This window comes from Rhodococcus sp. NPDC060176 (genome assembly GCF_042728675.1).
Classification (GTDB): domain Bacteria; phylum Actinomycetota; class Actinomycetes; order Mycobacteriales; family Mycobacteriaceae; genus Rhodococcus_F.
Genome location: NZ_JBHWYS010000007.1, coordinates 137,299 through 150,032 on the forward strand (window position 1 = coordinate 137,299; position 12,734 = coordinate 150,032).

Annotated in this window: 10 protein-coding genes; 5 read left to right on the forward strand and 5 right to left on the reverse strand. The window is 62.3% G+C overall.

Annotation, left to right across the window (positions count from 1 at the left end):
• Nucleotides 1-12: 12 nt before the first annotated feature.
• The 3 genes from ACFWEM_RS26635 (at nucleotide 13) to treZ (ending at nucleotide 2,624) form a co-directional block, all read left to right on the forward strand.
• Nucleotides 13-603 (forward strand): TetR family transcriptional regulator, encoded by a 591-nt coding sequence (locus tag ACFWEM_RS26635; protein ID WP_378538794.1) that lies wholly within the window; start codon nucleotides 13-15, stop codon nucleotides 601-603.
• On the forward strand, nucleotides 600-731 hold the full coding sequence (locus tag ACFWEM_RS26640) for a hypothetical protein (protein WP_378538795.1): 132 nt from the start codon (nucleotides 600-602) through the stop codon (nucleotides 729-731). The genes ACFWEM_RS26635 and ACFWEM_RS26640 overlap by 4 nt, the downstream gene beginning before the upstream one ends.
• A gap of 171 nt (nucleotides 732-902) precedes the next feature.
• Entirely contained in the window at nucleotides 903-2,624 is a 1,722-nt protein-coding gene (gene treZ, locus ACFWEM_RS26645) for a malto-oligosyltrehalose trehalohydrolase (protein ID WP_378538796.1), read from the forward strand.
• 51 nt (nucleotides 2,625-2,675) lie between these two features.
• On the opposite strand, the gene ACFWEM_RS26650 is transcribed toward treZ, so the two are convergent.
• A complete protein-coding gene (locus tag ACFWEM_RS26650; protein WP_378538797.1) occupies nucleotides 2,676-4,220 on the reverse strand; it encodes an MFS transporter in 1,545 nt (514 codons plus the stop codon).
• 129 nt (nucleotides 4,221-4,349) lie between these two features.
• Between ACFWEM_RS26650 and ACFWEM_RS26655 the strand changes: the two genes are divergently transcribed.
• Complete coding sequence (locus ACFWEM_RS26655; protein ID WP_003941685.1) at nucleotides 4,350-4,871, forward strand: TetR/AcrR family transcriptional regulator; 522 nt, start codon at nucleotides 4,350-4,352, stop codon at nucleotides 4,869-4,871.
• 13 nt (nucleotides 4,872-4,884) lie between these two features.
• Here the strand turns inward: ACFWEM_RS26655 and ilvA are convergent, their stop codons facing one another.
• The 3 genes from ilvA to ACFWEM_RS26670 all read right to left on the reverse strand — a co-directional run bounded on the left by ilvA (nucleotide 4,885) and on the right by ACFWEM_RS26670 (nucleotide 8,640).
• The gene (gene ilvA / locus ACFWEM_RS26660) at nucleotides 4,885-6,240 is read right to left on the reverse strand and encodes a threonine ammonia-lyase IlvA (RefSeq protein ID WP_378538798.1); all 1,356 of its coding nucleotides are present in this window, start codon (nucleotides 6,238-6,240) and stop codon (nucleotides 4,885-4,887) included.
• A 79-nt stretch (nucleotides 6,241-6,319) separates the two neighbouring features.
• Nucleotides 6,320-8,095: a pyruvate dehydrogenase gene (locus ACFWEM_RS26665; RefSeq protein WP_378538799.1), complete on the reverse strand. Its 1,776-nt coding sequence runs from the start codon at nucleotides 8,093-8,095 to the stop codon at nucleotides 6,320-6,322.
• A 110-nt stretch (nucleotides 8,096-8,205) separates the two neighbouring features.
• Nucleotides 8,206-8,640: a nitroreductase family deazaflavin-dependent oxidoreductase gene (locus tag ACFWEM_RS26670; protein WP_378538800.1), complete on the reverse strand. Its 435-nt coding sequence runs from the start codon at nucleotides 8,638-8,640 to the stop codon at nucleotides 8,206-8,208.
• A 222-nt stretch (nucleotides 8,641-8,862) separates the two neighbouring features.
• Here ACFWEM_RS26670 and ACFWEM_RS26675 point away from each other — a divergent pair, with 222 nt between their 5' ends.
• Nucleotides 8,863-9,096, forward strand: coding sequence for a hypothetical protein (locus ACFWEM_RS26675; protein WP_378538801.1), 234 nt, complete (start codon nucleotides 8,863-8,865; stop codon nucleotides 9,094-9,096).
• 95 nt (nucleotides 9,097-9,191) lie between these two features.
• Here the strand turns inward: ACFWEM_RS26675 and dnaE are convergent, their stop codons facing one another.
• Complete coding sequence (gene dnaE / locus ACFWEM_RS26680; protein ID WP_378449653.1) at nucleotides 9,192-12,728, reverse strand: DNA polymerase III subunit alpha; 3,537 nt, start codon at nucleotides 12,726-12,728, stop codon at nucleotides 9,192-9,194.
• Nucleotides 12,729-12,734: the final 6 nt, after the last annotated feature.

Here is a 12,734-nt window from a genome sequence, read left to right on the forward strand (position 1 = left end):
GAAGATCCCGACATGAGTACCGCCGAAGACACCATCCTCACAGCAGCGAAAGCACTGTTCGCAGAACGCGGATACTCATCGACGAAGATCAAGGACGTCGCAGCCGCGGCCGGCTACTCCCCTGCCTTGGTCATGAAGATATACGGCAGCAAAGCTCGGTTGTATTCGGCAGCAATTCCATCCACACCTCCGATGGACGAGGCCCCGAACGCCGATTCCTCCGCTGACGTCGGCTACCGATTGGTCGAGAAGCTCGTCGGCCGCAGGGAAGCCGACGAAACTGATCCATGGGCGATGCTCGCCATACTCGTGCACGAAGCCCCGGACCCGGACGCCGCCCGGGCCGAGATCAAGGAACGCTACGTACACGGGATTGCACGACACATCGGTGACACATCGCCCGATCTGGTGCGCAGCCAACTGGTTGCTTCACTGATGCTCGGGCTGGCCACGGGTATGCGGACTCTCGACCTCCTCGGAGAGGACTCGTTGTCGTCGAAAGATCTGGTCCGGCACTACGGGAGACTCATTCAAACGGTCGTCGACGAAAGTTACCCGGTATCCGAGCACGAATCGGACAACAGTGGCACGGTGGAGGGATGACGACCTACCGATACCTCGACGCTGATCGAAATCTTCTCGAAGAGAAGGATTTCGAAACCGAGCAGGATGCACAGGAATACCGGCTTTCGGTCATCGGTGCCGAACACATCGAGCCCGCCGACGAATGATCCGGCTCGGAAATACGGCGCTGCCTCTCGTCATCCGGAGACGGGCGAGTACTCGACAGGTATGAAAAGTCAGGGCCTCGCACCCACCTTCTTCGCGACGACGGGCTACGAGCAGGACGGATTCGACTCTGCTGGGCTGCCACATCCGACCGAACAAGGCATGCTGATCGTGTGCATACTTTCGAGGTCTGGGCGCCCACACCGGAATCGGTCCGGGTCGAAGTCAACGGCATCACTCACGACATGGACCGCACGGACGACGGATGGTGGCGAGCCGAGGTCGACTGCGACAACCAGGCTCGCTACGGATTTGTCGTCGACGGCGACATCCTTCCGGATCCGCGGTCACCACGCCAGCCCGAAGGCGTGCACCTTCTCTCCCAACTGCACCAACTGCACGAGGCGTCCTGGACCGACTCTCAGTGGACCGGGCGGCAGCTCCCAGGATCGTCCGTCTATGAACTGCACATCGGAACGTTCACCACCGAAGGAACTTTCGACGCCGCGATCGAACGTCTCGATCACCTGGTGGACCTCGGCGTCGGGTTCGTGGAGATCATGCCGGTCAACGGCTTCAACGGAACTCACAACTGGGGCTACGACGGTGTGCTCTGGTACACGGTCCACGAGATCTACGGTGGTCCGGACGGATTGCAACGCTTGGTGAATGCGGCCCACGAACGCGGGCTCGGCGTGATCTTGGACGTGGTCTACAACCATCTGGGCCCGTCGGGCAACTATCTCGAACGATTCGGTCCCTACATCGCGGACGGCGCGAACACGTGGGGCCGAACGATCAACATCGGTGGTCCTGCGTCGGGCGAGGTTCGCGAGTACATCATCGGCAATGCCTTGCGATGGATGCGCGACTTCCACATCGACGGCCTACGTCTCGATGCCGTCCATGCATTGGTCGACCACACCGGAACGCACATCCTCGAGGAACTCGCGGTCCGAACGGAAACACTGTCGGCCCATCTGGGTCGACCGCTCACGCTGATTGCCGAAAGCGACCTCAACGACGCCACTCTCATCACGCCGCGCGCGGCGGGCGGGTTCGGCTTGGACGCGCAGTGGGACGACGACGTCCACCACACCATTCACACGGCCGTGTCTGGCGAACGCCAGGGTTACTACGCCGACTTCGGATCTTTGGAATCCCTGGCAAATACATTGCGGCGCGGTTTCTTCCACGCCGGAACGTATTCTTCATTTCGTGGGCGGGTTCACGGCCGTCCGATCGACATCACCCATCAGCCGGCCAGCGCTCTGCTCGCATACACGTGCACCCACGATCAGATCGGCAACCGCGCGATCGGTGACCGCCCCAGCGCCTATCTGACGCCAGGACAGTTGGCGATCAAGGCGGCGCTGGTCCTGCTCTCGCCGTACACGCCGATGCTGTTCATGGGCGAAGAATGGGGAGCCACTACCCCGTTCCAGTTCTTCACCTCGCATCCGGAACCGGAACTCGGGGAGGCCACCGCCAAGGGCCGCAAGGCTGAGTTCGCAGCCCACGGTTGGAACAGCGACGACATTCCGGATCCACAAGACCCCCAGACATTTCTGCGGTCGAAACTGGACTGGAGCGAGCGAACCGACGAGACGCCCGCGCGCGTCCTCGCGTGCTATCGCGATCTACTGGCCCTGCGCAAGAAGCGAATCGAGATCACCGACCCTTGGCTCGGGAACCTGCACGTCGACTACGACGAGGACAAACAGTGGATCACCCTACGCCGCGGCGCTTTACAGATCGTGTGCAATCTGGGAACGGACGCGGCCTCGGTCCCGGCCGGCGGAACCCCCATCCTCTGGTGGGATCCGCCGACACAGGACGAGACCGCGTCCGCAACCGTCGTGCCTGGGCACTCGTTCGTCGTACTCGAAAGCTGACTAACTCTCGAGATTCCGGTATTAACGCTTCGCGTTCTACTGTTTCACGCGCTAACGCTTCGCGTTCTCTGGTGTACTCCGCAGCATCCGCAACACCAATGCGGCACTGACGAACAGAACCAAAGCTGTTGCACCGGCAGCAACGTGCATACCGTCGACAAACGCCGACTTCGCGGAATCGGCAAGCACCGAACCGAGTTCACCCGGTAGGTACGTTGCCTCCTGCAGGGCACCGCCGAGTGTGCCCTGTGCAGCGTGCGCCTGATCTGCTTCGAGCATCGAGGTGTCGATTCCCTTGCGGAAGATCGCCATCACCACGCTGCCCAGGATCGCCACGCCGAGCGCGATGCCAAGTTCGTACGCGGTCTCCGACACAGCGGACGCAGCGCCGGCGCGTTCGGGTTCCACCGAGCTGACCACGAGATCCGATGTCAACGTCAACGCGACACCGACACCAGCACCGGCCAGACCGAAGCCGATCACGAACATCAACGGCCCGCTGTCCACCCCGAGGGCGAGCAGCATCACAGCGCCGATACCGGCAACCGCGAGGCCTGCGCTGAGCACGTGAGACACCGACCACCGGCGAATCAACCAAGCCGCCGCAACCGCGGTGAATGCGCTGAGCAACATACCCGGGAGCATCAGCAACCCGGCGTCGAGCGCCGAGTTACCCAGCACCAACTGCAGGTACTGCGAACCGAAGAACAGGACACCTGCCAGCGCGAAGATCGAGAGCAGGTTGGTGATGACGGCGGTGGAGAACGACGCGTTGGCAAACAGTTTCAGATCCAACATCGGATCCTTCAGCATCCGCTGACGACGCACGAACACGTAGCCGGCCGCGAGACCCACAAGGCCGATCACCAGCAACGTGATACTGACGCCGTGCACCACGGATTCCTTGACCGCGTACACCAACGGCAGCATGGTCGCCATCGACAGACCAGCGCTGACGAGGTCGAATCGACCCGGATTGGGGTCCTTCGACTCCGGAATCAAGATCGGGCCGAGCACGACCAGCGCGATCATGACCGGGATGTTGATCAAGAAGACCGAGCCCCACCAGAAGTGCTCGAGCAACCAACCACCGACCAACGGGCCGGCCGCGGTACCGCCACCTGCCATCGCGCCCCAGACGCCGATCGCCTCGGTGCGCTGACGCGGGTTGACGAAGATCGTGCGGATCAGACCGAGGGTGGCCGGCATCAGCGTTGCACCGGAGATACCTTGCAGCACGCGGGCGGCAATGAGCATCTCGGGACTGACAGCGAGAGCGGCGATGATCGAGGCGAGACCGAAGCCGACTGCGCCGATCAGGAGCAGTTTCCGCCTACCGATCCGGTCGCCGAGCGTACCCATGGTGATGAGCAGACCGGCGAGCACGAACGAATAGACGTCGATGATCCACAGCAACTGCGTGCTGCTCGGTTCGAGGTCGGCGCTGATGAACGGAAGCGCAAGATCGAGCACCGTGCCGTCGACTGCGATGAGCAACACAGCAAAGGCAAGGACTATCAAGCCCGCCCAGTCACGCTTTGTCGCCCGAACCTCGTCGGGATTGATTGCAGACGTGTGATCTGCCGACACTGACATTGCTCCCCTGCGACTTTCTCTGAGTTCTCTCCGAAAAAAATTCACTGCACCGTCCAGCCGGTACAGTAGGTCTACGGTAACAGTGAACCGTCTGAGCGGTAAAGTTATTTCCGGGTAGGGTCACATCACATGGCTGCCGACACTCGCGATCGAATTCTCGACGCACTGGAGAAGCTGCTGCTGGTCAGCGGCGTCGCCCAAGTCACGCTCGAAGGCGTTGCCGCCGAAGCCGGGGTTTCCAAGGGCGGACTTCTCTATCACTTCCCCAGCAAGGAAGCCCTCCTCGCGGCCATGGTCCGCAGACTCGGGGAACGCTCGGATCAGCAACTCGACGACGCCGTAGCCGGCGGTACCACGGTCACCGAGTTCTACCTGCAGATCCCCGATGCGAACGAAAGCGAAGAACTCTCGCTCTTTCGCTCGATCATTGCCGCGCTCCGAACAGTCGACGGACAACACGACGAAATCCAGAAGGCCGTCACCCATGTGATGCGAAGCTGGGACAAGGGCCTTCAGACCGAGATCGCCGACCCGGTGCAGGCCGAGATCATCCGACTCGTCGGTGACGGCCTGTATCTGGCAGCCATGCTCGGACTCCCCCAGCCGGACCCCGAACTGCATCGACAGGTGGTCGAGCGACTGCGGCCCTGACCGGGGGCGTCCCTTACGTCAGATAGCGGTACGCCGGGCTTCCCGGCTCCAGCCTCTCGGACTGCATCGGCGCGTGCTCCATCCGCTCGAGCAACGACGCCAAACCGTCGGCGGAACCGAGTTCGATACCCACCAACGCGGCACCCGTTTCGCGATTGTTTCGCTTGACGTACTCGAAGAGCGCGATGTCGTCGTCCGGCCCCAGCACGTCCGAGAGAAACCGGCGCAACGCTCCCGGTTCCTGCGGAAAGTCGACCAGGAAGTAGTGCTTGAGCCCGAGGTGAACGAGCGAACGCTCGAGGATTTCGCCGTAACGGGAGACGTCGTTGTTGCCACCGGAGATCAGGCACACGACAGTCGAGCCCGGCTCGAACGTCAGATTCTGCAGTGCCGCAACGGAAAGCGCGCCCGCAGGTTCGGCAATGATGCCCTCGCTCTGGTACAGCTCGAGCATCGCCGTGCAGATAGCGCCTTCGTCGATCTGATTGACGACAAACGATCCCGAACCGGACCGCGTCTGAAGTTGACGAGCGACGAGCGGCAACGACGCGTGTGACACGACGGCAGCACCCAGACGTGAGACGACCTCGTAGGGAACGTCACCGATGCGCTTGACGGCGGCACCATCGACGAACGGATCGACGTCGGGAAGGGTCACCGGGCCGCCGGCAACAAGCGCGGCCGTCATGGACGCGGCCCCGGACGGCTCGATCCCGACGATCGACGTCTTCGGCGACCGCTCGTGCAGGTAGGTGGCTATGCCCGCGATGCAACCGCCCCCACCGACCGGCACGACAATCGTGTCGAGAGGTGCGTCGAGTTGCGTGAGGATCTCGGCTGCGATGGTTCCTTGCCCCGCAGCGGTGCGCACGTCGTCGAACGGCGGAACCATGGTTGCACCGGTTTCGGCTACGTCCTCTGCGGCCGCAGCGGCGGCGGCGTCATAGGTCTCACCGATCATGAACAGTTCGACAAACGCTCCGCCGTGAGCGCGGATGCGATCACGCTTCTGCTTGGGCGTGTTGGCCGGCACGTAGATCCGACCCTTGATCTGCATGGTTCGGCAAGCGAAGGCAACGCCCTGTGCATGGTTGCCGGCACTGGCGGTCACGACGCCTGCCGCGCGCTCGGCCTCGTTGAGCTGCGCGATCAGGTTGTACGCGCCGCGAATCTTGTACGAACGAACGCCTTGGAGGTCCTCACGCTTGAGGTACACGTGTGCGCCGGTCAACGCCGACAGACGGTCGCTGTACTGCAAGGGTGTCGCCGCAATGACGTGCTGAATTCGCTCGATGGCCGCGTCGATCTCCCGCGCGTCGAGCGCGGGGACGGTGGACTTCGTTACTACGACATCGGGCGAGTTAGACACTCCGCCATTTTCGCACGTCGGGGATCAACCTTCCCACCACCCCGCCCCGCATCGTCGGCGAGGCAGGGCGGGGGGCAGGTCAGCCGCGCGGATCCAACTGCGAGGGACGTGGCACGTTCCGCAGATTCGACTTGGCCATCTGTACTGCCTCGCCGACGCCGCCGTTCATCACCATCTTCGACATCGCCAAGGCGAAGCCCTTCATCTGACCGCCGGTGATGGTGGGCGGCAACGACAATGCCAGCGGATCGGTCACCAGATCCACGAGGGCCGGGCCGTCGTGATCGAGCGCCGCGCGCAGACCGGATTCGATGTCGGCAGGATTCTCGATGCGCCGCGAGAAGATTCCGAGCGCAGCGGCGACCGCCGCGTAGTCGACCGCGGGCACGTCGACCCCGAAATCCGGAAGGCCGTCGACCAGCATCTCGAGCTTGACCATTCCGAGCGTCGAGTTGTTGAACACCACGATCTTGACCGGCAACTTGTACATGGCGACGGTGACCAACTCACCGAGCAGCATCGACAATCCACCGTCGCCCGACACCGAGATGACCTGTCGCCCCGGGCTGGACCATGCTGCACCCATCGCATGCGGGAGTGCATTGGACATGGATCCGTGCAGTGCCGACGAGATGAAACGTCTCGATCCGTTCGGATTGAGGTAGCGTGCCGTCCACACATTGCACATGCCGGTGTCGGCGGTGAAGATTGCGTCGTCCGCAGCCAGATCGTCGAGGATCGAGGCCGCATACTCGGGGTGAATCGGCGTGCGCTGCTTGACCGGATCCGTGTATGCACCAACCACTTTGGTCATCAGAGTGTTGTGCTTGGCGAGCGTGTCCTCGAGGAATCCGCGGTCGGCCTTTCGATCGAGCTGCGGAATGAGTGCACTCAAAGTACTCGCGACGTCACCGTGCACGGCCAGGTCCAGGCTGGTTCGACGCCCCAACCGCTCCGCCGCGATGTCGATTTGAGCAGTGCGAACGTCGTCGGGCAAGAACTGATCGTAGGGAAAGTCCGTACCGATCAGGAGCAGGAGATCGGCGCCGTGGATACCGTCGTGCGCCGCACCGTAACCCAGTAATCCGGTCATCCCGACGTCGTACGGGTTGTCGTACTGGATCCATTCCTTGCCACGCAGTGAATGCCCGATGGGAGCGCCGACGGTTTCGGCCAGCGCCAATACTTCTGCGCGTGCGTCTCGAACACCGGCGCCGGCGAAGATCGCGACTTTGCGCGAGCCGTTGATCACATCTGCCAACGCCTTCACATCACCGGCATCCGGAACGACTGTCGGCCTTCGCGTTTCGACGAGTGTCGGCGGGGCGCCTTCGGCTGGGCAGTCGGCAATGTCGCCGGGAAGCACGATCACCGAGACGCCGTTTCGAGCGACCGAATGCTGAATGGCGGACTGCACCACGCGGGGTGATTGCACTGGCGTGCTGACGAGTTCGGTGTAACTCGAACATTCGATGAAGATCCGCTCGGGATGCGTCTCCTGGAAGTAGCCCATACCGATCTGCGCACTGGGGATGTGTGAGGCGATCGCGAGGACCGGGGCGCCCGAACGATGAGCGTCGTACAGGCCGTTGATCAGGTGAAGGTTTCCGGGGCCGCAGGATCCTGCACACACGGCGAGCTTTCCGGTGATCTGGGCATCTGCTGCGGCGGCAAATGCGGCTGCTTCCTCATGACGGACGTGTATCCAGTCGATTCCGCCCTTTTCGGAACCACCGGTGCGACGAACCGCATCGACGATGGGATTGAGACTGTCACCGACAATTCCGTAGATCCGACTGACACCCGCGTCGACGAGCTGCTGAACCAATTGATCTGCAACGGTTTTCGGACTCATCAGACCTCCATGACACACTCACGGGCGTCGGGATCGCCGACCCCGCGAGTGACGATTTACTTGTGATTTATGCAGTGCTTCTTGTGGACTGCCGTTTCGTGAGGACTGCGTTACTTGGGTTCGAGCACGAACACCGGGATCTCACGATCGGTCTTCGTCTGATAATCGGCATAGTCGGGGTACGCAGCGACAGCGCGCTCCCACCAGACCGCCTTCTCTTCTCCGGTGACTTCACGAGCTACGAGGTCGAAGACCTGCGTCGCGTCACGCAGCGTGACGTGCGGATTCGCTATGACGTTGTAGTACCAGACCGGATTCTTCGGGGCGCCACCAAGCGAAGCCACTACGGCATACGAACCGTCGTGCTCGACGCGCATCAGCGGCGTCTTCCTGACCTTGCCGGACTTTGCCCCGATGGTCGTGAGAACAACGACGGGCATGCCGTTCATGTCGTTTCCCTCGGTGCCGCCGGAGTTCTCGATGCGTGCGACCTGATCGGCGGCCCACGACGCTGGACTGGGTTCGTACTCACCTGTGATTGGCATGTGTACCAGTGAACACCCACTCGACTGCCTTGGCCACCGAACCACGCCGACCAGGTCCGTCGTCGGCGCACTCCCCTGGTTGATCGATTAAGTGAGCGGCCGATCAATAAAGTTCGCTTGCCCGAACTCTCATCTCTGGCTACTCTGAAACCACAGCTTCGAACAGCCGTATCAGCTAGCCGCGCCACTTCGTGAAAAAGACTGCACCGGGAAAGGGACGAGATGACCACCGCAGATATCTCCACTCGCGAATCCCGCCCCTCACCCGACCATTGCGTCGATCTGGCCGGGACTCGGTGGCCGCTGTACAAGATCGAAGCTCTCGTAGTCGGTTTCGTGCTGTTCGTCGGCGCAGGTGCCGTCACGCAGTCGATGCAGGTGGCCGTACTGACTGCCGCAACAGCAACGGTGATCACCTGGTGGACGCGACGTGTTCACTACTCACGCACCACCTGATCACCGCACTCCCCGATCTCTGGCGGACCACGAAGGGGCCTTGCCGCATCAGCAGCAAGGCCCCTTCGTTCGATTCAGGTCCGCTCGGTCGGCGGTCAGACCGTCAGACAGCTCGGTCCGAGCAATGCCTTCAGGTCACCCATCAGCGCTGAGGACGGTTCGACCCGAAGGACGTCGTCGACCTTCCACAAGCTGATTTCGGTTCCTCCGATCAGCCGGACATGTACGTCGGACGTTCCCGGATGCCTGGTCAGCACCTGCTTGAGAGCACTGAGCTTGTCCTTGGTGCATTGTCGTAGCGGCAACGAGACCGACAGCGGACGCGCGACCCCGATCGCCGAGATATCAGGCACCGCAAGGTCGTTGCCGATCAGCGACATCCGATCGTCACGGATCGAGACGCGAGCCTTGACCAACACGATGGCATCCTCGGCGATGTCCATTCCGTACACGGCGTACGCCTGCGGGAAGAACAGCACCTCGATTCCACCCACGAGATCTTCGAGTTGCACGATGCACCAGGTCAGACCGTTCTTGTTGACCCGGCGATCCACCGAGGCGATGATGCCGCCGAGAGTGACCTGGGCGCCGTCCTGAACGCCGCCTTCGAGTATCGCGGCGATGGACGTGTCGGACTGCTGCCGAAGAATGTGCTCGACGCCGTTGAGCGGATGGCCGGAGACGTACAGCCCCAACATCTCTCGTTCGAGTGCCAGGCGATGCTTGGAGTCCCACTCTTCCTCGGGAATCTTGACGTCGAACACCGACGTGATCGACTCGTCGGCCTCAGCCCCGCCGAAGAGGTCGAACTGGCCGATCGCCTCCGCCTTCTTGGTGCTCATCACGGAATCGATGGCGTCGGCATGAACCAACATCAGACCCTTGCGCGGATGACCCAACGAGTCGAAAGCACCGGCCTTGATGAGAGATTCGGTGACCTTCTTGTTGCAGGCCATCGCGTCGATCTTGCCGAGGTAGTCGGAGAAATCGGTGAACTTCGACTTCTCGGTACGCGCCTTGATGATCGAGGCCACGACGTTGGCGCCGACGTTGCGCACCGACCCCATGCCGAAACGGATGTCGTCGCCGACGGTCGCGAAGTCGACTCGCGATTCGTTGACGTCCGGCGGAAGCACGGTGATGCCCAACTTGCGGCAGTCGGCGAGGTAGATCGCGGACTTGTCCTTGTCGTCACCGACAGAGGTGAGCAGACCGGCCATGTACTCGGCCGGGTAGTTCGCCTTGAGGTACGCAGTCCAGTACGACACGAGACCGTATCCGGCGGAGTGCGACTTGTTGAACGCGTAGCCGGCGAAGGGAAGGACGGTGTCCCACAGCGCCTTGATGGCCGCCTCACTGAAGTTGTTGTCCAACATTCCCTGACGGAACCCGGCGTAGGCCTTTTCCAGTTCGGACAGCTTCTTCTTACCCATGGCGCGACGCAGCAAGTCGGCCTGCCCCAGGGTGTAGCCGGCCACCTTCTGCGCCAGTTGCATGATCTGCTCCTGGTAGATGATCAGGCCGTACGTCTCCGAGAGAATCTCCGCGAGCGGCTCCTCCAACTCGGGGTGAATCGGCTTGACGTCTTCCAGGGCGTTCTTGCGCTTGGCGTACGAGATGTGGGCGTCCACACCCATCGGTCCCGGTCGATACAGCGCCAATGCGGCCACGATGTCGCCGAATCCGGTGGGCTGCATCAGTTTCAGCAACTCGCGCATACCGCCGCCGTCGAGCTGGAACACACCGAGAGTGTCACCGCGGGCGAGCAGTTCGTAGGTTGCCGCATCGTCCATCGGCAACGTGTCGAGGTCGAGGTCGATGCCGCGGTTGGCTTTGATGTTCTCGAGGGTGTCACCGATGACCGTGAGGTTTCGCAGGCCGAGGAAGTCCATCTTGAGCAGACCGATGGCTTCACACGAGGGGTAGTCCCAACCGGTGATGATGGCGCCGTCCTGGGCGCGCTTCCACACCGGGATAGCGTCGGTGAGCGGTTCGGACGACATGATGACCGCGCAGGCGTGCACACCGGCGTTACGGATCAGCCCTTCCAGACCCACCGCTGTCTTGTAGATCTTCGCGACGTCCGGGCTGGAGTCGATGAGCGCCCGAACCTCGACGGCCTCCTTGTACCGCTCGTGCTTCGGATCGGTGATACCGGAAACCGAGATGTCCTTGGCCATGATTGGCGGCGGCAGTGCCTTGGTGATCTGATCGGCGATGGCAAAGCCCGGCTTGCCGAACTGGACGCGAGCCGAGTCCTTGATGGCTGCCTTGGTCTTGATGGTGCCGAAGGTGATGACCTGGGCGACCTTGTCGTTGCCCCACTTGTCCGTCGCGTAGCGAACCATCTCGCCGCGACGGCGATCATCGAAGTCGATATCGATATCGGGCATGGACACGCGCTCGGGATTGAGGAATCGCTCGAACAGCAACCCGTACGGGATGGGGTCGATGTTGGTGATACCCATCGCGTAGGCCACCAACGAACCGGCAGCCGACCCTCGACCGGGTCCGACGCGAATCCCGACGTCCTTGGCGTGGTTGATCAGGTCGCCGACCACGAGGAAGTATGCCGGGAAGCCCATTTCGTTGATGACGCCGATCTCGTAATCGGCGCGGGCGAGGTACTCCTGCGGAGGTCCGCTCGGGAAGCGGCGGTCCAGCCCGCGCATCACCTCGGCGCGCAGGAAGGTCTGCTGCGTGTGGCCCTCCGGGACCGGGAAGATCGGCATGCGGTCGTGGAACGCCCAGACGTCCTCGTACGACTGCACGCGCTCGCCGATGGCAACGGTGTTGTCGCATGCCCCCGGAACTTCGTTGTCCCAGATGGCGCGCATCTCGGCAGCGGACTTGAGGTAGTAGCCGTCGCCGTCGAACTTGAAGCGCGTCGGATCCGAGAGCGTCTTGCCGGTCTGGATGCAGAGCAGCGCCTCGTGGTTCTCGGCGGCGTCCTTGGTGACGTAGTGGCAGTCGTTGGTGGCAAGCGGCGGGATACCGAGTTGCTTGCCGATGTCGAGCAGGCCCTCGCGCACACGGCGCTCGATCGAGAGACCGTGGTCCATCAGTTCGAGGAAGAAGTTGTCCGGTCCCCAGATCTCCTGCCACTTCGCGGCAGCTTCGAGAGCTTCGCGATCGTGACCGAGACGAAGACGCGTCTGGATCTCACCCGACGGGCAACCGGTGGTGGCGATGATGCCCTCGGCGTGCGATGCGATGAGCTCCTCGTCCATGCGGGGCCACTTGCCGAGCTGGCCTTCGATGGACGCGAGCGAGGACAGCTTGAAGAGGTTCCGGAGCCCGGTCGCGTTCTCGGCCACCATCGTCATGTGGGTGTACGCGCCGCTACCGGAGACGTCGTCGGACTTCTGGCTGCGGTCTCCCCACAGAACTCGCTTGGTGTTGAAGCGGGATTCCGGCGCGATGTAGGCCTCGATGCCGATGATCGGCTTGATGCCGGCGCTCTTGGCTTCGTTGTAGAACTGGCTGGCGCCGTACATGTTTCCGTGGTCGGTCATGCCGACAGCGGTCATTTCGAGACGAGCGGCCTCCTCGAACATGGCGCCGACCTTGGCCGCACCGTCGAGCATCGAGTACTCGGTGTGATTGTGAAGATGTACGAACGAGTCAGCCACGTGCGC